Annotated in this window: 21 protein-coding genes and 1 riboswitch; of the genes, 7 read left to right on the forward strand and 14 right to left on the reverse strand. The window is 35.9% G+C overall.

Translation table 11 applies throughout. The annotated features are described in order from the left end of the window. Positions 1-184 precede the first annotated feature (184 nt). The 3 genes from glpK to ku all read right to left on the reverse strand — a co-directional run bounded on the left by glpK (position 185) and on the right by ku (position 2,754). Complete coding sequence (glpK, locus tag FSZ17_RS13980; RefSeq protein WP_057771522.1) at positions 185-1,675, reverse strand: glycerol kinase GlpK; 1,491 nt, start codon at positions 1,673-1,675, stop codon at positions 185-187. Between the two features lie 14 nt (positions 1,676-1,689). Continuing rightward, a complete protein-coding gene (locus FSZ17_RS23940) occupies positions 1,690-1,812 on the reverse strand; it encodes a hypothetical protein (RefSeq protein WP_267128884.1) in 123 nt (40 codons plus the stop codon). Between the two features lie 108 nt (positions 1,813-1,920). Further along, on the reverse strand, positions 1,921-2,754 hold the full coding sequence (gene ku, locus FSZ17_RS13985; RefSeq protein WP_057771068.1) for a non-homologous end joining protein Ku: 834 nt from the start codon (positions 2,752-2,754) through the stop codon (positions 1,921-1,923). Positions 2,755-2,920: 166 nt separating this feature from the next. Between ku and FSZ17_RS13990 the strand changes: the two genes are divergently transcribed. Continuing rightward, positions 2,921-4,765, forward strand: a complete 1,845-nt coding sequence (locus tag FSZ17_RS13990; RefSeq protein WP_057771070.1) for a DNA ligase D — start codon at positions 2,921-2,923, stop codon at positions 4,763-4,765. Between the two features lie 14 nt (positions 4,766-4,779). Here FSZ17_RS13990 and FSZ17_RS13995 read toward each other — a convergent pair whose 3' ends face one another. From FSZ17_RS13995 to ribD, 5 genes are all read right to left on the reverse strand, one after another. Continuing rightward, positions 4,780-6,027 (reverse strand): EAL and HDOD domain-containing protein, encoded by a 1,248-nt coding sequence (locus FSZ17_RS13995; protein ID WP_057771072.1) that lies wholly within the window; start codon positions 6,025-6,027, stop codon positions 4,780-4,782. A gap of 177 nt (positions 6,028-6,204) precedes the next feature. After that, a complete protein-coding gene (ribH, locus tag FSZ17_RS14000) occupies positions 6,205-6,675 on the reverse strand; it encodes a 6,7-dimethyl-8-ribityllumazine synthase (RefSeq protein WP_057771074.1) in 471 nt (156 codons plus the stop codon). Positions 6,676-6,691: 16 nt separating this feature from the next. Beyond that, on the reverse strand, positions 6,692-7,885 hold the full coding sequence (locus FSZ17_RS14005) for a bifunctional 3,4-dihydroxy-2-butanone-4-phosphate synthase/GTP cyclohydrolase II (RefSeq protein ID WP_057771076.1): 1,194 nt from the start codon (positions 7,883-7,885) through the stop codon (positions 6,692-6,694). A 164-nt stretch (positions 7,886-8,049) separates the two neighbouring features. Next, positions 8,050-8,703 (reverse strand): riboflavin synthase, encoded by a 654-nt coding sequence (gene ribE, locus FSZ17_RS14010; protein ID WP_057771078.1) that lies wholly within the window; start codon positions 8,701-8,703, stop codon positions 8,050-8,052. After that, a complete protein-coding gene (gene ribD / locus FSZ17_RS14015) occupies positions 8,685-9,800 on the reverse strand; it encodes a bifunctional diaminohydroxyphosphoribosylaminopyrimidine deaminase/5-amino-6-(5-phosphoribosylamino)uracil reductase RibD (protein ID WP_057771080.1) in 1,116 nt (371 codons plus the stop codon). The genes ribE and ribD overlap by 19 nt, the downstream gene beginning before the upstream one ends. 125 nt (positions 9,801-9,925) lie before the next feature. Further along, a riboswitch (FMN riboswitch) is annotated at positions 9,926-10,073 on the reverse strand. 133 nt (positions 10,074-10,206) lie between these two features. On the opposite strand from ribD, the gene FSZ17_RS14020 reads away from it, so the two are divergent. Then, positions 10,207-11,034 (forward strand): EcsC family protein, encoded by an 828-nt coding sequence (locus tag FSZ17_RS14020; protein WP_057771082.1) that lies wholly within the window; start codon positions 10,207-10,209, stop codon positions 11,032-11,034. 329 nt (positions 11,035-11,363) lie between these two features. Here the strand turns inward: FSZ17_RS14020 and FSZ17_RS14025 are convergent, their stop codons facing one another. Then, positions 11,364-11,939 carry a peroxiredoxin family protein gene (locus FSZ17_RS14025; RefSeq protein WP_057771084.1) on the reverse strand — a complete coding sequence of 192 codons (576 nt, stop codon included), beginning with the start codon at positions 11,937-11,939 and terminating at the stop codon, positions 11,364-11,366. Between the two features lie 144 nt (positions 11,940-12,083). Continuing rightward, a complete protein-coding gene (locus FSZ17_RS14030; protein WP_057771086.1) occupies positions 12,084-12,872 on the reverse strand; it encodes a hypothetical protein in 789 nt (262 codons plus the stop codon). 123 nt (positions 12,873-12,995) lie between these two features. Between FSZ17_RS14030 and FSZ17_RS14035 the strand changes: the two genes are divergently transcribed. After that, positions 12,996-13,559 (forward strand): YdcF family protein, encoded by a 564-nt coding sequence (locus tag FSZ17_RS14035; protein ID WP_057771088.1) that lies wholly within the window; start codon positions 12,996-12,998, stop codon positions 13,557-13,559. A gap of 59 nt (positions 13,560-13,618) precedes the next feature. On the opposite strand, the gene FSZ17_RS14040 is transcribed toward FSZ17_RS14035, so the two are convergent. The 4 genes from FSZ17_RS14040 to FSZ17_RS14055 all read right to left on the reverse strand — a co-directional run bounded on the left by FSZ17_RS14040 (position 13,619) and on the right by FSZ17_RS14055 (position 15,982). Further along, entirely contained in the window at positions 13,619-14,395 is a 777-nt protein-coding gene (locus FSZ17_RS14040; RefSeq protein WP_057771089.1) for an ABC transporter permease, read from the reverse strand. Then, on the reverse strand, positions 14,392-15,303 hold the full coding sequence (locus FSZ17_RS14045; RefSeq protein WP_057771090.1) for an ABC transporter ATP-binding protein: 912 nt from the start codon (positions 15,301-15,303) through the stop codon (positions 14,392-14,394). Before FSZ17_RS14045 ends, FSZ17_RS14040 begins: the two co-directional genes overlap by 4 nt. Continuing rightward, entirely contained in the window at positions 15,303-15,515 is a 213-nt protein-coding gene (locus tag FSZ17_RS14050) for a PLD nuclease N-terminal domain-containing protein (RefSeq protein ID WP_057771092.1), read from the reverse strand. Before FSZ17_RS14050 ends, FSZ17_RS14045 begins: the two co-directional genes overlap by 1 nt. A 143-nt stretch (positions 15,516-15,658) precedes the next feature. After that, on the reverse strand, positions 15,659-15,982 hold the full coding sequence (locus FSZ17_RS14055) for a DUF4870 domain-containing protein (RefSeq protein ID WP_185150627.1): 324 nt from the start codon (positions 15,980-15,982) through the stop codon (positions 15,659-15,661). 234 nt (positions 15,983-16,216) lie between these two features. Between FSZ17_RS14055 and FSZ17_RS14060 the strand changes: the two genes are divergently transcribed. From FSZ17_RS14060 to FSZ17_RS14075, 4 genes are all read left to right on the forward strand, one after another. Further along, positions 16,217-16,996 (forward strand): undecaprenyl-diphosphate phosphatase, encoded by a 780-nt coding sequence (locus FSZ17_RS14060; protein WP_057771096.1) that lies wholly within the window; start codon positions 16,217-16,219, stop codon positions 16,994-16,996. Positions 16,997-17,032: 36 nt separating this feature from the next. Continuing rightward, a complete protein-coding gene (locus FSZ17_RS14065; protein ID WP_057771098.1) occupies positions 17,033-17,614 on the forward strand; it encodes an undecaprenyl phosphate transporter UptA in 582 nt (193 codons plus the stop codon). Positions 17,615-18,068: 454 nt separating this feature from the next. Next, positions 18,069-19,190: an amidohydrolase gene (locus FSZ17_RS14070; protein ID WP_057771100.1), complete on the forward strand. Its 1,122-nt coding sequence runs from the start codon at positions 18,069-18,071 to the stop codon at positions 19,188-19,190. 308 nt (positions 19,191-19,498) lie between these two features. Further along, on the forward strand, positions 19,499-20,062 hold the full coding sequence (locus FSZ17_RS14075; RefSeq protein ID WP_057771102.1) for a GNAT family N-acetyltransferase: 564 nt from the start codon (positions 19,499-19,501) through the stop codon (positions 20,060-20,062). Positions 20,063-20,112: the final 50 nt, after the last annotated feature.

Here is a 20,112-nt window from a genome sequence, read left to right on the forward strand (position 1 = left end):
AGAAAGGTTAGCTATTACAAGTTATTCCTTGTAACAGAAAATGGTAAAAAAAGACCCAAATAACATTATCAATTAATGATAATGAATTTGTGGTCTTTCCAATTCTCCTCCCTTAGCGCCCAACTTATTTTTTTACATACTTCATTTTGTTTGAAAATATTTATCAAACTATTTAAGTTTCACATTATTTAAATGCCATAGCTGCATGGACTGCTTTTTTCCAGCCATTATATAAATCATCACGAATTTTAGATTCCATAGTAGGTGCAAACGATTTGTCGATTGCCCATTTACTTGCAATTTCATCTTGGTTTGCCCAGAATCCAACTGCAAGACCCGCTAAATACGCAGCACCAAGAGCTGTTGTTTCATTTATTGTCGGTCTCTCAACAGGGACGTTTAAAATATTGCTTTGAAAATCCATGAGGAAATTATTTTTTACTGCACCTCCATCAACACGAAGTGTCTTTAATTCGATACCTGAATCTGCTTCCATCGCTGACAAAACATCCTTCGTTTGGTAGGCGAGTGATTCAAGTGTTGCGCGAATAAAATGCTCCTTAGATGTACCTCTTGTCAGACCGAATACCGCACCTCTTACTTCACTATCCCAATAAGGGGTCCCTAGTCCGACAAAAGCAGGAACAACGTATACACCATCCGTTGAATCTACTTTCTTAGCATAACTTTCACTATCTCGAGCACTCTGCAGCATTCTCATCCCATCACGCAGCCATTGAATGGCTGATCCAGCAACAAAAATACTTCCTTCAAGGGCATATTCCACTTTCCCGTTTAAACCCCATGCAATGGTTGTTAATAGTCCATTTTCAGAACGTACAGCTTTTCTGCCAGTGTTCATAAGCATAAAGCAGCCTGTTCCATAAGTATTTTTTGCCATCCCTTCACCAAAGCATGCTTGACCGAATAAAGCCGCCTGTTGATCTCCTGCAGCCCCAGCAATAGGAATTTCCTTTCCAAAGAATTGATAGTCTGCTGTATTACCGTAAATTTCTGAAGATGACCTTACCTCTGGTAGCATAGATGCCGGCACATCCAAAATTTCCAGCAGCTCTTCATCCCATTTTAAATCAAAAATATTAAACATAAGCGTTCTTGAAGCATTGGAATAATCAGTTACATGTGCTTCTCCGCCGGAAAGCTTCCAAATCAACCATGTATCAATCGTTCCAAATAATAATTTCCCATCCTCTGCTTTTTCACGAGCGCCTTCCACATGATCCAAGATCCACTTCACCTTTGTACCCGAAAAATAAGCATCGATTAGTAATCCAGTTTTTTTACGAAAAAGGTCATTATTTCCCATTCCCTTCAAATTTTCACATATTTCACTTGTCTGTCTCGATTGCCAGACGATCGCATTGTATACTGGCTTACCAGTTTCTTTATCCCAAACAACAGTTGTTTCACGCTGATTCGTGATTCCTATACCTGCAATTTGCTCGGGTTTAACACCAGATTCAGAAAGCACCTGGGCAATTACAGATAAAATTGAACCCCAGATTTCATTGGCATTATGTTCAACCCAGCCTGGTTTAGGGAAATATTGCTTAAACTCCTTTTGGGCTACATGGGTAATGCCACCTTTTTTGTTAAAAAGAATGGCTCTTGAACTAGTTGTTCCTTGATCCAAAGATAAAATATACTTCTCCATTTCCCTTCCCCCATTCAATCGTAAAGTCTCCATAATGCAGATATATTCGTTGATTCCACTTTTACAAATTCTTTTCTTCCAAAAAGATATACAGTTATTAATACTTCTATTTTAACAGCTAAAACCGTCCATAACATAATCGGAATCCCCCACTAGAAGATGTGACTCAGGTAAAAAAAGTTAAAAAAACCGATTTTGTCTATACAAAATCGGCAGATCCTTTAAATAAATATTCTGAATAAAACCTATGCTTCCTTTTTGGCTTTTGTTGCAGTGGTTCTTTTCTTTTTTGCTGCTTTCTTTTTTGGTTTCGTTTTATCAATGGATGCTTGTAGGGCTGCCATTAAATCGGTCACATTCGTTGTAGGCTCTTTTTCTACTGGGGTAACAATCTCCTTGCCAGTACGCTTCGAATCAATAAGCTCTAATAAGGCAGTACGATAATCATCTGTATACTTTTCAGGCTCAAAATCTGATGTTAATTGGTCAATTAAAAGAATGGCTGTATCAATTTCTTTTTTCGTTACCTTATCTTCAGTTGGAACATTAGGTACATCTTCAGATTTTCGAACCTCATCAGGGTAATGAATGGTCTCCATAACCAAGGTATTCTCATAAACACGAAGAACAGCAAGCTGTTCCTTAGAACGAATAATAATTTTTGCTAATCCCACTTTTTCTGATTCTTTTAATGCTTTACGTAATAACGAATAAGCTTTCCCTCCGCCATCGCCAGGAGACATATAGTATGTTCGATCATAATAGATCGGGTCAATTTGATCCATTTTTACAAAATCCATTATTTCAACTGCCTTATCTTCATTTTCCTTTTTTAATTTTTCCAAATCCTCATTCTCTAGGACAACAAATTTTCCTTTGGTATATTCGTACGCCTTTACAATATCCTCATTTTTAATTTCCATATTGCATACAGGGCACATTTTTTCGTATTTAATCGGGGAATGACATTCTTTATGAAGATTTCTCAGCTTAATATCCTTGTCCTCTGTAGCAGCATGAAGCTTAATGGGGATATTAACTAGGCCAAAGCTAATGCTTCCTTTCCACATTGTATGCATATTATTACTCCAATCATGTTTTTACCTTTAATTTGCGTGAAACCTATGGATGCATACATAAAAACTTATGGAAACTGAGTAGCAGTAAATGATAATGGAAAATCTATAATGACTGCCTATTTGATAGATATGGAAAATGCATTTGGAAAGGTTGTTGTTTTCTTATATGAAGCCAATGCTGCCAAGTTTAACATTTGAGGTTCCAAAAGGGAATGACTGGCTCTACGAAGTGAAATATGATGGATTTCGTGCAATATTACATTGGGATCATAATGAAATGTCATTAATAAGCAGAAATGGCAAGCCATTATTAAACATTTTCCCCGAAATATGCTCATTTCTTGAAGCTAATAAAGAAAAGCTCAAACCTTATCTTCCCTTAACATTTGATGGAGAGCTCGTCTTTTTAGAGAATGCATATAAGTCTCAATTTTCTACAATCCAAGTAAGAGGAAGAATGAGATCTTTGAGTAGGATCGCTGAGAAGGCAAAGGCATCTCCATGTCATCTCCTCATTTTTGATGTCCTTAAAATAAAAGGAAAACCCTTGAAAAACGAGGATTATCTATCGAGAAAAAAGACACTGTATGATTTTTTTAAGAAATGTAACCTTCCATTAATGCCTGATGAAATGAATACAAAGCTTGTACAATATATTCCCTTCTTTAATGACTTTAATGAAATTTGGGAAAAGGTTGTTCTTTTCAACGGAGAAGGAATTGTAGCAAAGCAAAAAACGAACAAATGGGAAGAAGGAAAAAGAACAACATTATGGTTAAAATATAAAAATTGGAAATATGTTTCGTGTTTTATCACTGCATACGAAAAAACAAATGGATACTTTTATGTCAGTGTTTATCAAGACAATATGGTAATATCCATCGGGCAATTCATTTTTGGCTTAAAGCCAGACGAAAAAAAAGCATTATTTGAAATTATTAAAGCAAATAAAACAGATGAGGATAATAAATATATTTATGTTGAGCCGGCAATCTGCGTAGAGGTCAAATATTTGGAGCTGTATGAAGGGCAGATGCGAGAGCCTCACTTTCACCAATTTAGATTTGATTTAAGCCCAAATGATTGTACCTACCATCAATTCATTCAAAAGCAAAAGAATTTCCCATCTGATATTGATGTGACACATCCTGATAAACCTTTGTGGGCTGAACCATCGATTCAAAAAATCGATTATATTCATTATTTACAAGAAATCTCACCCTATATGTTGCCTTTTCTTAAAAACCGATTATTAACTGTTATACGGTATCCACACGGTATTTTTGGAGATCCTTTTTATCAGAAAAATTGTCCAGAGTACGCTCCAGAGTTTGTTGAAACTGAAATGTCAGACGAGATAAATTATATTATTTGCAATCAATTAAAGACACTTCTCTGGCTTGGAAATCAGCTAGCATTCGAATTTCACATCCCTTTTCAAACGACTCTTAGTAAAGGACCGAGTGAAATTGTATTTGATCTAGATCCGCCATCCAGAGATGCATTTGGTCTAGCCATTAAAGCTGCCTTGTTAATAAAGGAAATTTTCGAGCAGCTTGAATTGATTAGTTTTATTAAAACGTCAGGAAACAAAGGACTGCAAATTTATTTACCATTACCGGAAAATACATATACTTATGATGAAACAAGATTATTTACAGCTTTTATCGCACAATATCTTGTAACAAAGGATCCTGCTTCTTTTACCATTGAAAGGATGAAAAAGAATAGAGGCAACCGACTTTATGTCGATTACATTCAGCATGCAGAAGGAAAAACCATTATTGCACCCTATTCACCAAGGGGTACAAAGGAGGCGACCGTAGCTGCTCCTCTTTATTGGGAAGAAGTAAATGAACATCTAAAGGTGGAAAATTTTCAAATACCACAAATGATAAAACGAATTCACAATAAGGGAAATCCCTTCCATACTTATTTCGAAGCGAAAGAAAAACAAAAATTCGGACCAATATTGGAGATTTTAAGAAATAAAAACCTGCCCTCTTTATGAAGGCAGGTCCTACATTAATGAATTAATCTTTCCTCGGATACTAGTTCATTCGACCAATTTAATGATTCTGCATATAGTTTAAATAAGTCTTTTTCATCAATATTCATATCCTTACATTTTTCACTTATTACATTCCATTGAGCAGTTTCGACAGCGAGAACAAGATCAAGAACTTCCTTTAACGGATTTCCTTTCCCATTTAAAGCATCACAAATATCTTCTTCAAGGGGAAGATCCTTTAATATCACACTCATCGGAATACTTAAGATCGAATCCATAATTGAAAACATTCCTGTCATAAAATAACTTGGAGAAGGATTTCTTTTCATTTTTATTTTTTCAATTTCCTCACACATTTTTGCTCTCGTAAGACTCAATTGAATGGTTTCCTGTGAAATCTCTCTTTTCTCAATTGTGGACTCGCGTACTGCGAGCACATAAATCCATTTTTCTAACTCTATTAGACCTAGCAAAACAACGGCCTGTCTGATCGAATTGATTTTTTGTTTTGGTCTGTATGCAGGTGAATTGATTAATTTTAATAATTTATACGATAAGGAAATATCCCTCTCGATTAATTCGGTAATTCGGTCTATACATGGATCGTTCGTCGACAAGCTTTGTATCATTTCATAATAGGACTGAAAATATGTCGGAACATCACGAGTTGATAATACCGTTGGTTTAGCAAAGAAATAGCCTTGAAAATAATGATAACCCCTTCTCTTTGCCTCTTCAAATACCTCTCTCGTTTCAACCTTTTCTGCAACCATTTTTAAGTTCATATTTTTGACAATGGCTTCTACTTTGTCTCTCATTTCTTTCGGTGTAAACAGGAAATCAACTTTTACGATATCTATATGTTTCAAAAGTTCGTATGAATATGAATTCTCTTCATTAAAAACATAATCATCAAGTGCAATTTGATACCCTAGCTCCTTTAAATCTTTACATATCTGTACTAATTCTTTACTTGGTTCTATAGATTCAAGAATTTCAACAACAATATCACGCGGCCGGAAATAAGTTGGTAGTCTAAGTTTAAGTAGGTTTTCCGTAAAATTAATGAAGCAAGGCTTTCCATTTGAAAGCTTGTCAATTCCAATATTTAAGAAGCTGTTGATGATGAGCTCAGTTGTCGCTTGATCCCCATCCATATCAGGATATGCATTTTCATTTTGATTTCTTCGATACAAAAGCTCGTATCCGTATACATCTTCATTTGCATTAAAGATGGGCTGTCTAGCTACAAAAACCTCCATAAATTACCCTCCGACAAATTCTGCATGTATGATCGTAATTATTTTATACGACATAACTAATTAAAGTTGTCGAATTATGTAGTAAATGAAAAAAATTTATATTTTTGAAAAAATATATCATGCGCATGAAAAGAGGAGCACTTAAATAGCGCTCCTTCATTTCGTATATTAGAAGATTTATTTGGACATCTGTTTGTACAAATTTCCCATCTCTATTGCCCCAACTGCAGCTTCCCATCCCTTATTGCCTGCTTTCGTTCCAGCACGTTCAATCGCCTGCTCGATAGTATCTGTTGTCAGAACACCGAAAATAATCGGTATGCCGCTTTGCATTCCTATAGCAGCAACCCCTTTTGCCACTTCATTGCTAACGAAATCAAAATGTGGTGTTGCGCCTCGAATGACTGTTCCAAGCGTAACAATTGCATCAAAGTCGCTGGCTTGAGCAAGTTTCATGGCAGTTAATGGGATTTCGAATGCACCTGGAACCCAAACAACAGTCACATCTTCATCCTTTACACCATGACGCTTTAAAGCATCTTCAGCCCCACTTAGTAATTTCCCGGTAATAAATTCATTAAAACGTGACACTACAATCCCAATTTTTAATCCTGTCCCTACTAAATGTCCTTCAACCACTTTCTTCATTTTTCTTCTCTCCCTTTTATAATTTTAATAAATGGCCAAGCTTTGCTTTTTTCGTTTTTAAGTATGCTTCATTCTCATTTTTAATAGGCATTTGTAATGGGACACGCTCAACAACCTCTAAACCGTAACCCGCTAATCCGGCAATTTTCCTTGGATTGTTCGTCAAAAGCCGCATTTTCTTTACACCTAAATCCCTTAATATTTGAGCGCCTACCCCATAATCACGCAAATCATCGCCAAATCCAAGTTTATGATTTGCTTCAACCGTGTCATATCCTTCTTCTTGAAGCTTATAAGCTTTCATTTTGTTAATGAGTCCAATACCTCTTCCCTCTTGCCTCATATAAAGAAGAATTCCCTTTCCCTCACTTTCTATTTGGGAAAGTGCCGCTTCTAATTGTGGTCCACAATCACATCTATTGGAGCCGAAAACATCTCCGGTAAGACATTCAGAATGGACTCTTAACAGCACAGGCTCGTCCTCTGTAATCTCTCCTTTTACTAAAGCAATATGCTCTTTTCCATCCATCGTATTCGTATAACCCACTGCTTTAAACAAACCGAATTCTGTAGGAAGCTTGATTTCAGTTTCTCTCTTTATATATGAGTCATGTTTTAATCGATATTCGATTAACTGTTGAATCGAAATCATTTTTATATCAAATTTTTTGGCTATGAGCTCAAGATCCTTTACTCGCGCCATTGTTCCGTCATCCTTCATAATTTCGCAAATAATTCCAGCTGGTTTTGCTCCCGCAATACGCGCCAGATCAACTGCAGCTTCCGTATGGCCAGCTCTTCTTAAAACTCCACCTTTCTTAGCAATTAAAGGAAAAATATGGCCAGGACGGTTAAATTCTTCTGGACGGGCATCATCATCCAGCATTTTTTCAATAGTCAAAGCCCTCTCGAATGCGCTAATTCCCGTTGTTGTTTCTACATGGTCAATCGAAACAGTAAACGCTGTTCCACGACTATCTGTATTTCTCTCAACCATAGGAAGCAATTTTAGTTTTTCAGCTAATTCTTCAGAAATCGGTGTACAAATTAAGCCTCTTCCTTCTTTAGCCATAAAATTTACTGTTTCTGGTGTTACGAACTCAGCAATGGAAAGAAAATCACCTTCATTTTCCCGATCTTCATCATCACAAACAATAATGACTTTCCCTGCTTTTAAATCCTCAATGGCTGCTGTAATCTCACTAAACATGGTGCCTTCCTCCTTATGTCGCTTGATTTATTAGAAAAACTTGGCGTTCGCCAAGTCCTTTTTGGTGAATGCCTTAGTTTTTCTTATGCGATCTTATTAGCAGGTATTTAACTAAAAAAACACTTTACTTTAGTACGTTAATAAACTTAAACTTTCCTATTAGCTTATAAAAAGCCATTGCTTCTTAAAAAATTTTCAGTAATACCTTTGCCCTGACTTGATTCTGTTTGCTCTTTTTTCATAAAGGAATACATATATTTGGCAAGCATATCAAACTCAATATTAACTACATCTCCAACACTTTTTATTCCCAGGATAGTATCCTTTGCTGTGTGTGGAATAATGGATACTGTTACGGACTGATCTGTTATTCCAAAAATAGTTAAAGATGTTCCATCAATTGCAATGGATCCCTTGTTTATTACTAGATGATTTAATGAACCTGGAATAGATATGTCAATGTAAATGGCATTTTCTTTTTTCCTCTTGTTTAGAATTTTTCCAGTTCCATCTACATGTCCCGTTACAAAATGCCCCCCAAAACGCCCATTTGCAGCCATAGCCCTTTCTAAATTAACCATCGTTCCTTCCTTAACTGAAGATAAGGAGGTACTTTTAAACGTTTCAGGCATCACATCTGCGGAAAATTCTTCACGTTGGAATTCAGTAACAGTTAGACATACTCCATTGACTGAAATGCTATCACCAAGCTGGATATCTCTTATTATTTTTGTAGCTTGAATCGTTAATTTAATTGTGTTTCCATTTTGAATGGCTCTTTTTACAGTTCCAAGCTCTTCTATGATTCCCGTAAACATGACAATTCTTCCTCCTCTAGAGGCCTAGCTATAATTTTAAGATCACATCCAATTGTTTGTACTGACTTGAACTTGAGTTTTTTTGCATGCTCGACAATCTCAATACCTTGTCCACCAATAAAAGGGATTGCGGTTACTCCGCCAATTATTTTTGGTGCAACATATAAAATGATTTGCTGATAAGCATTATTATCGATAAAGGAGGAATGAATCTCGGAACCTCCTTCTACTAATAACGACATTATGTTTCTTTTTCCTAACTCTTTTAGCACTTCCGGAATAAGAATAGTTGGCTGTGATAATGGTACAACTTCTACATCAAATTCTCTAAAGTTTGCTACTTTTTCTAAATCTATCTCATTTCCAGTAAAAATAATCGTATTTACCGCTCGATCTTGTATCACATTTGATTCAAGAGGAGTCCGTAAATACGTGTCTAATACAACTCGAATGGGATTTCTTCCACCTCGGGGCAGTCTGGTGGTTAAATGTGGATTATCATGAATAATGGTATTCACGCCTGTTAAGATTGCATCATGTTCATGTCTTAATTGGTGAACATCTAATCTGGATTCTGGAGAGGTAATCCATTTGCTGTCACCTGTTTTTGCCGCTGTCTTTCCATCCAAAGAAACAGCTGCTTTTATTGTTACAAAAGGAGTTTTCGTTTTAATAAAATGAAAGAATGGTTCATTCATGGCATGGGCTTCCTCATTTCCTATGCCAATTTCAACTTCAATCCCAGCCTCTTTTAGTTTGGCGATTCCTTGTCCAGCAACGAGAGGATTTGGATCGAGTCCTGCTACGATTACCCTTTTGATTCCTGAATTTATTATCAAATCAGCACAGGGAGGAGTTTTACCATGATGGCTGCAAGGTTCAAGAGTCACATATAGATCTGCTCCTCTTGCTTGTTCACCAGCTACATTGATGGCATGGACTTCTGCATGTGGTGTTCCTGCTCTTAAGTGTGCACCAAGTCCAAGTACTTCACCATTCTTGATAACTACTGCTCCAACCTTTGGATTAGGGCTAGTTTGCCCTCTTGTAGCTTGAGCCATTTTTAAGGCTAAATCCATATATTCAATATCATGCATTTATTTGTAGTTCCCCCTTTCACTAAAATTCTCCAACAAAAAACCCCGCACACAACTCATGTACGGGGCATAATCGCATAACGAAATAAGCGTTAAAAAAATGATTTTTTTACGCAAATAATCATTCATTTCTTCTCCCATCCAGACTTTAACTGTCGGCTTTGGAGTTTCACCAAATCCACCGTTTTCAACGTATTGAAACCGGGTCACGGACTAAGAGGACAGTACCTCATCACCGCCGGTTGGGAATTTCACCCAGCCCCGAAGAAATCATATTCGAATAATTAAATAGTATCACGAGGTTTCCGAATAAACAATGTGTATGTCTCAAAGCATAAAAAAAATTGAAACCATTAGCCTTTAAGATCGTATATTACTCATCTGATAATGGAAGGATTTATGTGTTGTGATTGAAACAAAAGAACAATTATTTCATGAGCTTAAAATATGTGAAAAGTGGGAAAAAGAGCAGAGCGACCTTTGGTTTTGGGAAAAGCTAGGGCGGCTTCCATTCAAGCTTTTAGACAAGTTTACACCTGCCTTTTTGCAAAAAAAAATCGGCGTGATTATTGATGAACTAGGTCAGTATGTACAATCAGGAGGAAGATATTTAAGCTCGGTATCCTCCTTAAAAGCATATTACCCAAAAATGGATGTTACAACTTTGGAGGATGTAAAATCACTTCCGATATCTACAATGGACGATGCGGTAGCAAAGCTTACAGGCAATCGAAAGAAACTTGCTACCATTCAAGGGGCTGGTACTGGGTTTGGAGGATTTCTTACTATATCAATCGATATTCCCATGTTGCTGGGAATTCAGTTGAAAACTCTACAGGATATTGCCATTTGCTACGGATATAACCCAGATGATACGAAGGAAAGATTATACATCGTAAAAATTCTGCAATTTGTCTCTTCCGATATTGTTGGAAAAAAAGCGATCTTACAGCAGCTATCCATAATTGATTCTCCAAGTGAAGGTCCAAATAGAGAGGTCATCTCGGAAATTCAAGGATGGCGGGAAGTAGTCTTTACATATCGGGATCAAATCGGTTGGAAAAAGCTGTTTCAAATGATTCCTATTGCAGGACTCTTATTCGGAGCAGTCATTAATCGATCTGCGGTTACCGATATTTCTGAAGCAGGAAAGATGCTCTATCGAAAGAGAAAAATTAATGAACGATTATCACTAGAAAATGAAAAAGAAAGAAGCTGCAATGCTGATGAATAGCCTTGCAGCTTCTTTCATTAATTATGGAATGACAAAGTTAAAATTACTTGTTGATTTCCGCTGCAGGCACTTAGCGATCGCGGGCGGTCCGGAAGCCTCCTCGTCGAAGAGCGCTCCTGCGGGGTCTCCCTTTGACTCGCTTCTCCCGCAGGACATTGAATAAGCTTCCTAGAATAATCAACGCACGAAGGAAATGCGAATGCATTTTCGAGGATCTCGCGCCTTCCGCTCCAATCAACAACAAAATAGGATTGTCCACAATGAGCATTAACACACCTTATGGAATAAAGTATAACTTTTTTGAATCAGAGAAATATCTAGCTGTACTTTTATGGTAATCGTTTGATTTCATGCTCCATTACTTCTTCATTTACAGCTCCTAACACTTTTTTACGAATAACACCATCTGAGTCGATAAAAAAGCTTGTTGGATACACCCTAATATTATAATCATTAGATGCACTACCTATTTCATCAAGCGGGATTGTGAAGGTTAGTTCATTATTTTTTACGAACTCATCAACATTGGTACGGCTTTTCTCAGAAGTCGTAACATTAACCGCTAAAATTTCAAAACCTTCGTTTTTATATTTATTATATAATTTTTCCATATAAGGCATTTCAGCCTTGCATGGCGGACACCAAGTAGCCCAAAAATTCAATAAGATTGTTTTCCCTTTATAATCACTTAGCTTCACAGTATTACCTTCCAAGTCTAATAATTCAAAATCCGGGGCTCTATTCCCCTCTTCTAAACCGACTGGAAGCTGATCAGCATTTTCTATCTTCTCGTATTTCTTCGGTTGTTCAAGATTATTTACAATACCTTTTTCTTTAAGGATTGTCTTGTCAATTATAAATAAGCAAAGGATGATAATTCCCGCTACCAGCAAGAATTTTTTCATTCAAACACCTCATTAATGTAATCCAGAAGGAAGTTTAATTGATTTAATCATACTATATCAAACCAATTGAAGCTATTGTTCTGCACTAGAGGCACATGATTGTTGAAGACATCTTTTGATCTTTAAAATGATAGAAGTGAAAAATTAGTGATTTGTAGACTGAAACAGTTTTACTAAAAGTGCATATACAAGTAGCTTTTCCTCCACGGGCAATTGTTGTTCAAATATTAGTATGGGCGTATTCGGATCTTTAAATCTTTTACCCCACTCTATCGGCATCCAACCTTTACGCAATCTCGCAATATTTTTGCAGCCCTTTAAAAACTGAAAATCCATAAATAATCTTGATTGCTTTAGTAAAAAACTCCGATTTTCATGCCCAAAAATAACGGCTATACCATTTCCTAATGTATTCTGTATCTTTATTGAATGAATCTCGATTCCTGAACTCGCTATTTCAATACGATTCTTCTTAAAAGTAAAACTTCCAATTTGCTTATTATTTGCATCATATAAACCATATTTTCTTTCAATAAACTTATCAAACAGAAAAGGTAAGAACCATCGAAACGGCATAAAATTGATATCTCTTATTTCTCCAACTTGCTGACCATTTGTGCTAAAGACAAGCAATCTTAATGTTGGAGCTGGAAGAAACGTCAAAAGGACATTTTCTTCATATAAAAATGATACTTGATTTGCAATGCCCTCATCTATTTTCTTAATCTCTTTTGATCTGTTATCATTTATTAAATAAGCTTGATAGCTTATAAAACTATAAAGTAAAAATGGTACAACCAATACAACCATTTTGCCATTAGGTACAACAATAATACCGTATATAATTAGGAAAAATGGAGGAATAAGTGCAACAAGACTGGAATTTAAGGAAATAGATGCTGTTTTTTGATAAAATTGCTGAATATTCTTCATAATAATCCCCTAACATCCTTAAAAGGAAAATACTTCCTAATAATAGTTTTATATGCTAAATTAATAGAGTCACTTTTATTCTATTAATTGAGAAGCATAAACATGAATACTTGGAGGAAAAATATGAAAAAAATCATAATCATATTCGGTTTGATTTTAATTTTCTCAATAATCATTATCGCACTTTTACATATTCAAATGAAAAAAACCGCATGCTTAACTCCTCCACCTAATATTCCTTATTTAATCGTTCTTGGAGCTAAAGTGAATGGAGAAGAAATGTCTCTCAGCTTGCTTAACAGAGCAAATAAAGCACTAGAATATATAGAAGAAAACCCCAATACAGTTATCGTTGTAACTGGTGGTCAAGGCAAAGGAGAAAATATTACTGAGGCAGAAGCTCTAAAAAGATTTTTTCTTGAAAATGGAATTGATGAAGAAAAAATACTAGTAGAAGATCTCTCAACATCTACATATGAAAATCTGAAATATTCAAAGGACCTTTACAATATTGATCAGGCAGTTATTGTCACAAATGATTTTCATTTATATCGATCAATTAATCTTGCAGAGAAGGTCGGAATAAAAGGACATCCTTTAGCTGCCGAAACACCAAAAGTCGTAAAAACTAGTCTATATATACGAGAATATGCAGCCATTCTAAAGATGAAAATATTTGGAACATAATCATATAAAATGCACCCCAATTGTTAGACATTAATCTAACAGCTGGTGGTGCATTTCATTTAAGCAAGTTCTTTTCTTCTAAAAATTGAAATACTGCAAATGAGGAGTATTATCATACCAATGATCGCAACAATTACGGCAGATAATACATTGTCAGGAATTTCATTATTTAAAAGGAAAGTACTCGTATAAGTTGGCAGCAAGGAAGGACTCCATTCTATCCAACGTGAGAATAAACTGCTCAATAAGCTCAATAGGATGATTATTGCAATAGATATAAATCCAACAACACCTGGTGATTTATTAAATGAGTTAATAAATATCGTCATCGTTAAAACAAAAGAAAGCCAAATTCCATTCAATAAAAAGGATTGAAAGAAATCAATAAAAGGAACAGCTTCAAATAGAATGACAACATAATACCATGAGGCTACATAGCCAATAAAATAGGATACCCACATTAAGAGCATTGCAGCTGTCCACTTAGAGGTTACGAATGATGCATATGAAACAGGCTTAACCAATATGATCGCAGCAACTCCACTTTTCCTTTCAGCAGCGATGATCCCCATCGAAGTTAACACGATAATTAATACACCTAAAGTATTAAATTGGCCAAGAATGGCGATTAATACTTCTGAAGCTGAAGGAACTGGAATCTCAATTACCGCCCCTTCCGGTAAACCTCCTAGTGCATCTATAATTTGCGGCATATAATGTAAGGTAAGCGGTTCTTTAACTGCAAGCAATATAAAAACGATCGGAACCCAAATCCATTTGAAATTTCTCGACATTTCAACCAATTCTTTATTAAATAGGACCATCCACTGATTCATTTTTCTACCACCTTCATAAATACATCTTCTAGACTCGTTTTGCTAATTTCAAATTTAAGGAGTGGCCAATTCCTATCCGTAATTTCACGAAGAAAGACTTGCTTGGCGTCATCGACATTTTGGACAAATAAACTAATTTTGTTCTCATGTACCGAAATCGATTGAATTACTGCTAGAGATGATAGCTTTTCAACATATTGTTCACTTTCCCCTCGGAAAACAAGGTCAATCTTTGATTGTTGATATTTGTCACGAAGGTCCTTCATTGAGCCTGATTCTACAATCTCACCCTTATGAAGAAAAAGAATATCATCGCATACCTCCTCAGCGTCGTTAAGAATATGCGTTGAAAAAAGAATGGTCGTTTCCTTTTTCATTCGTTCCATAAGCTCAAGAACCTCTCTTCTACCAAAAGGATCAAGTGCAGAAACAGGTTCATCAAGCATCACTAATTTGGGACGATGAATAATAGCCTGAGCAATACCCAATCTTTGCTTCATTCCTCCTGAATATTTCCCTATTCTGCGATTCTTCGCATCAGAAATACCAACCATTTCTAGTAACTCTTCTGCTCTCTCTTTCGATTCCTTTTTCGACAAACCTGCAAGCATACCTGTATATTCTAAAAACTCACGTCCACTCATCCATTCATAAAATACAGGGTGCTGTGGAAGGTATCCAATTAATTTCCGAAAATCCTCGCCCTTCTGAACACCATCAAAAGCAATACTTCCAGCTGATTGCCTCATAAGTCCAGATAACATTTGTAAAGTTGTGGTTTTTCCAGCCCCATTAGCACCAAGCAAGGCAATACATTTTCCTTTCGTTAAAGCAAATTCCAATCCTTTGATCACATCATGATCCTGAAAGCTTTTTCTTAGACCACTAACGGTTACAACGACAGACATTATTGATTTCTCCTTCCAATAACAAAATAAAGAATAGGGCCAACTAAGTTTACAAATAGAATGATTATTGCCCATAACCACTTTGGCCCATTCGTTTTTTCTATCCGACATAAGTCAATAATGGCGATTATCAAAAGAATAAGCTGTATTACGATAATAGGAACAATAATGGGAATAATAGCTGCCCAATCAATATTGTTAAAAAGCTCCATAGGATTATCTCTCCTTTTTGAGTAAATATTGTTAACATCAATAAGACGCACAGGTTGGATTTTCGTTCATCACAATTGAAAAATAAAAAAAGAAGCCTCTTTGAAAAAAGGCTTCTTTTTAAAAATTCTTATTAACTTAATGATTAGCGAATAATTCTAAATATTAACGGGAAATGGTATTCCTTCCCTTCATAAGCTTTTACAGCTGCAATAATCGTAAAGACAAATGCGAGTACACCAACGATCCAAATCATAATGAAACCGATCAGGATTAACATCAAAAGTACACTTATAATGGAATAAATTGCATATGAAATGATAAAGTTGAAATACTCTTTCCCGTGATGATCAATAAAAGATGATTCATCTTTCTTGATGAGCCATATTATGAGCGGACCAATAAAATTTGTAAAAAAGCTTGTCACGTAAATCATTGTAGCTAGTAATCGTTCATCCTGAGATGGCATTAAACATTCCTCCATTTTCTTTTGTTAAAGGAAGACCCCAAATAATAATATTCTGATTAATAATTGCAAACCATTAGTCTCCTTATAATACTATTTACGCTTTATTGAAAGAAATGTTTCGTATTTTTTAACAGATTTTTTATTATTTGACAACTCTGCTACTTTTCAGTTCTTGTTTAGGACAAGATGAATAAACTTTGTATAGAACACCTATGTAAAGGATGATGCCATTTGATGTCTAAGCTGGAAGCGTTAGTCCTTGGAATAATTCAAGGTCTTACTGAGTTTCTTCCAATATCTAGTACAGGTCATTTATATTTAGGGCGACATTTATTCGGGCTAGACGAGGCTGGACTTTATCTAGATACGATGCTCCATGTTGGGACATTACTAGCTGTGCTAGTTGTCTACAAAAATGAATTATTACAAATTTTAAAGAATCCTTTAGGCAAGCTCTCCATGCTGCTTGTCATTGGAACCATCCCTGCTGTTATCGTTGGATTTCTATTTAGTGATATGTTCGACTCCATTTCTAAAACGGGAATTACTATTGGATGGGAGTTTTTAATTACAGGCATTATACTATGGATGTCAGATAGCATCAAAAACGGTGCAAAAAAAATGGATAAAATAAGCTATGGAGATGCATTTTTTATAGGAACCTTTCAAGCAGCTGCTATATTTCCTGCTGTATCAAGATCTGGACTGACGATTGCAGCAGGGCTTTTTAGAAAGCTAGATAGAGAAACTGCAGCTTATTTTTCTTTTTTATTATCGATTCCAGCTATTGCAGGTGGAATTGTTCTACAATTTGGAGAGATGCTTTCAGGTAAAACGGAATCCATCCCTTTCGATAGTCTCTTCATTGCTACACTTTCTTCTGCTTTATTTGGCTATTTAGCAGTTGTCTGGATGATCAATTTCCTCAAAAGAAAATCGCTTAAAATATTCGCTGTTTATGTTTGGATCCTTGGCATTTTTATACTAATTCTTCAGATGACAGGAATCTTTTAATTTTTTCTTCTTTGAGTAAATAAGGGAGCATTCATGATGAAAGAATTCATCCATTCAATTTTGGAATTATTATCTCAACTAGGCTATTTAGGAATTGCACTCGGACTAATGATTGAAGTAATCCCGAGTGAGATTGTTCTAAGCTATGGAGGGTATTTAATTAGCACAGGAAAAATTAATTTCTTGGGCGCACTTATAGCTGGAGTAATTGGGGGTACATTAGCCCAAATTTTTTTATATTGGCTAGGTGTATACGGTGGCAGGCCGGTTCTTGATAAATATGGGAAATTTTTATTCATTAAGAAATCTCATTTAGACGCATCAGAACAATGGTTTGATAAATATGGTACAGGTGTCATTTTTTCTGCTAGATTTGTCCCGGTCATCCGTCATGCCATTTCGATTCCAGCAGGCATTGCTAAAATGCCGCTATCTACATTTACATTATATACAATTGCCGCCATGATTCCTTGGACAGTTCTATTTTTATTATTAGGAATGGAGCTTGGAGACCACTGGAAAGATATCAAAGAATACTCACAACCATTTCTCCTCCCCATTATCATTCTTGCAGCCATATCTGTTACAATTTACTTATTCTATAATAGTAAAAAATAAAAATGCATCCCTAAAGCCCGCAATTATGCGGGTTTTTATGCACGTTAAGAAAGAATAAATTGCCAGCGCAGAAGATGATTCGACATAGTTGCCAATCTTAGGAATTAAGTACGACTGACAGGACAAGGAGGGCTTCGATAGCATTCACATCGCACGAAGGAAAAGCGGTAGCTTTTACGAGGATGTCCTAGTCGGGCGAATGCCACAGGATAAGGAAAGCTTCGTCAGAGATACTTCGCACGACCAAAAGAGAAGCTTTTGGGAGGACGTGGCATGTGTGAGCGCGATACGTTCAACTACGCCTCTGTCTTCGCCTTTCCAAGGCTCGCCAATCGGCGAATTTGCTTTATAAACTTTTATTGTAAAATATTTTTATTACAAAATTTATTTCCTATTATGATTGCACTTGTTAAAATAGGAAAATAAGAATTGATGGAAATATGAAAGGAATATTATGACGAAAATATTGTTAAAAAACGCCAATGTTTACCCTGTCACAACATCAGCTTTTTATGGCGATGTTCTAGTGGAAAATGGGAAAATAAAAAAAACAGGAAAAATAGATTTATCCGATTCTGACGTTCAAATCATAGAGTGTGAAAATCATTATTTATTTCCAGGATTTATTGATGTCCATACTCACCTTGGTTTATATGATGAAGGTACCGGCTGGGCAGGTAATGATGCAAATGAAACGGCTGAATTAATGAGTCCTCACGTTCGAGCGATGGATGGAGTATATCCGCTCGATCCAGCGTTTTCTGATGCAGTAAAATATGGAATAACGACTGCTCATATTATGCCGGGCAGCGCTAATGTTATCGGAGGTACAACATCTGTAATTAAAACCTCAGGAAAAAATATTAAAAAGATGATAGTCCAAGAAACAGCTGGATTAAAAATTGCTCTAGGTGAAAATCCAAAGCAAATCCATAGCCAAGGCAATAAAGACTCGATTACGAGAATGGGAATCATGGGAAAGCTTAGAGAAACCTTCTATGAAGCAAGTAAGACTAAAGATCCTGATTCTTTAAGAACAATTCCGATCATCCAAGCCTTAAATCGGGAAATTCCAGTTCGGGTTCATGCCCATCGTGCAGACGATATCATATCTGCCATTCGGTTTGCTGAAGAATTTAATCTTGATTTGCGAATAGAACATTGTACAGAGGGTCATTTAATTGCGGATGAATTGTCTGGTCTAGGATTAAAAGTTTCGGTAGGACCTACTTTAACGAGAAGGTCAAAAGTGGAATTAAAAAATAAGACTTGGAAAACTTATCAGGAGCTCACAAATCACGGTGTAGAGGTCTCAATTACGACTGACCATCCTTATACACCTATTCAATACTTAAATCTATGCGCTGCAATTGCGGTTCGTGAAGGTCTTCCAGAGCAAAAAGCCTTAGAGGGAATTACTATTTTCCCAGCCAGAAATTTAAGGCTTGACAATCAGCTAGGCAGTATTGAGGAGGGGAAGGATGCCGATCTAGTTCTTTGGAGCCATCACCCATTTCATTATCTTGCAAAAACTAAATGGACGATGATTAACGGAAAATTTGTCTACAAGGAATAATAGAAAATGTTGAAATTTACTGCTGAAAATTGTTGAAAAAAATAAACAAAAAACCTATTTCCTTTTTCAACTTTTTTTAGTATTATACGATAGTAAAATACTTTTTTAATGTATTGAAAATCATTACAAAATTTAATTATCTCAAAAGTAAAATAGGGAAGGCAAATGGTGCGCCACCAGGTTTACTGGTTCTAGTGGGTTCGATTCCCACCCCGAAATTTTTTAGCAACATACAAAAAATTTCGAGGGTGGACCGTAAACTCTATTTGGCATGGAGTAGGACTGTCCTCATAATGGAGGGATAACCTATGCTCAAGAAACGTGATTTTCATGAATGCCATTTTTTATTTGATTTAATGACGCATCCTGATGTCTTTCCTTTTGTGCGCCAAAAAGCCTATTCCTATGATGAGTTTGTCTTTATGACAAAGCAAACAATCGAAGCTGAAGAACGTGGAGAACTCATATCACGCACTATTCTTGATGAATGGGGTTCTCCAATTGGGACGATTAATTTATTTGATATTCAAGACAATGCTGGTTTTTTAGGAACTTGGTTAGGGAAACCATACCATGGCAAAGGCTATAATAAATTAGCAAAGGATGCTTTTTTCGAAGAGTTGTTTTATGAAACCGGAATTGAAACGATTTTCATGCGTATTCGAATAGAAAATATTCGATCACAAAAGGCTGCAACAAAGCTACCGTATATCGTTCCTGCTAATGAAACAAGAAAGTCCATCCTTGAACAATTAAATTCTAATGGTCCAATCTATAATTTATATGAAATACCAAAGGATTTATATACCCTTCATGTTTTACGAAATGGAACTTCAGCAGAGCAAGATAGTTCCCAATTAATGGAGGCATAAAAGAAAAAGAGCCAATTTTTATCAAAAAAATTGGCTCTTTTCTTTTTTAA

This window comes from Cytobacillus dafuensis, from assembly GCF_007995155.1.
GTDB lineage: Bacteria > Bacillota > Bacilli > Bacillales > Cytobacillaceae > Cytobacillus > Cytobacillus dafuensis.

Excerpts from the sequence above, each read along its gene's own strand:
- glpK (WP_057771522.1), bottom strand. The coding sequence starts at position 1,675 with ATGGAGAAGTATATTTTATCTTTGGATCAAGGAACAACTAGTTCAAGA.
- FSZ17_RS23940 (WP_267128884.1), bottom strand. The coding sequence starts at position 1,812 with ATGTTATGGACGGTTTTAGCTGTTAAAATAGAAGTATTAATAACTGTA.
- ku (WP_057771068.1), bottom strand. The coding sequence starts at position 2,754 with ATGCATACAATGTGGAAAGGAAGCATTAGCTTTGGCCTAGTTAATATC.
- FSZ17_RS13990 (WP_057771070.1), top strand. The coding sequence starts at position 2,921 with ATGAAGCCAATGCTGCCAAGTTTAACATTTGAGGTTCCAAAAGGGAAT.
- FSZ17_RS13995 (WP_057771072.1), bottom strand. The coding sequence starts at position 6,027 with ATGGAGGTTTTTGTAGCTAGACAGCCCATCTTTAATGCAAATGAAGAT.
- ribH (WP_057771074.1), bottom strand. The coding sequence starts at position 6,675 with ATGAAGAAAGTGGTTGAAGGACATTTAGTAGGGACAGGATTAAAAATT.
- FSZ17_RS14005 (WP_057771076.1), bottom strand. The coding sequence starts at position 7,885 with ATGTTTAGTGAGATTACAGCAGCCATTGAGGATTTAAAAGCAGGGAAA.
- ribE (WP_057771078.1), bottom strand. The coding sequence starts at position 8,703 with ATGTTTACGGGAATCATAGAAGAGCTTGGAACTGTAAAAAGAGCCATT.
- ribD (WP_057771080.1), bottom strand. The coding sequence starts at position 9,800 with ATGCATGATATTGAATATATGGATTTAGCCTTAAAAATGGCTCAAGCT.
- FSZ17_RS14025 (WP_057771084.1), bottom strand. The coding sequence starts at position 11,939 with ATGAAAAAATTCTTGCTGGTAGCGGGAATTATCATCCTTTGCTTATTT.
- FSZ17_RS14030 (WP_057771086.1), bottom strand. The coding sequence starts at position 12,872 with ATGAAGAATATTCAGCAATTTTATCAAAAAACAGCATCTATTTCCTTA.
- FSZ17_RS14035 (WP_057771088.1), top strand. The coding sequence starts at position 12,996 with ATGAAAAAAATCATAATCATATTCGGTTTGATTTTAATTTTCTCAATA.
- FSZ17_RS14040 (WP_057771089.1), bottom strand. The coding sequence starts at position 14,395 with ATGAATCAGTGGATGGTCCTATTTAATAAAGAATTGGTTGAAATGTCG.
- FSZ17_RS14045 (WP_057771090.1), bottom strand. The coding sequence starts at position 15,303 with ATGTCTGTCGTTGTAACCGTTAGTGGTCTAAGAAAAAGCTTTCAGGAT.
- FSZ17_RS14050 (WP_057771092.1), bottom strand. The coding sequence starts at position 15,515 with ATGGAGCTTTTTAACAATATTGATTGGGCAGCTATTATTCCCATTATT.
- FSZ17_RS14055 (WP_185150627.1), bottom strand. The coding sequence starts at position 15,982 with ATGCCATCTCAGGATGAACGATTACTAGCTACAATGATTTACGTGACA.
- FSZ17_RS14060 (WP_057771096.1), top strand. The coding sequence starts at position 16,217 with ATGTCTAAGCTGGAAGCGTTAGTCCTTGGAATAATTCAAGGTCTTACT.
- FSZ17_RS14065 (WP_057771098.1), top strand. The coding sequence starts at position 17,033 with ATGAAAGAATTCATCCATTCAATTTTGGAATTATTATCTCAACTAGGC.
- FSZ17_RS14070 (WP_057771100.1), top strand. The coding sequence starts at position 18,069 with ATGACGAAAATATTGTTAAAAAACGCCAATGTTTACCCTGTCACAACA.
- FSZ17_RS14075 (WP_057771102.1), top strand. The coding sequence starts at position 19,499 with ATGCTCAAGAAACGTGATTTTCATGAATGCCATTTTTTATTTGATTTA.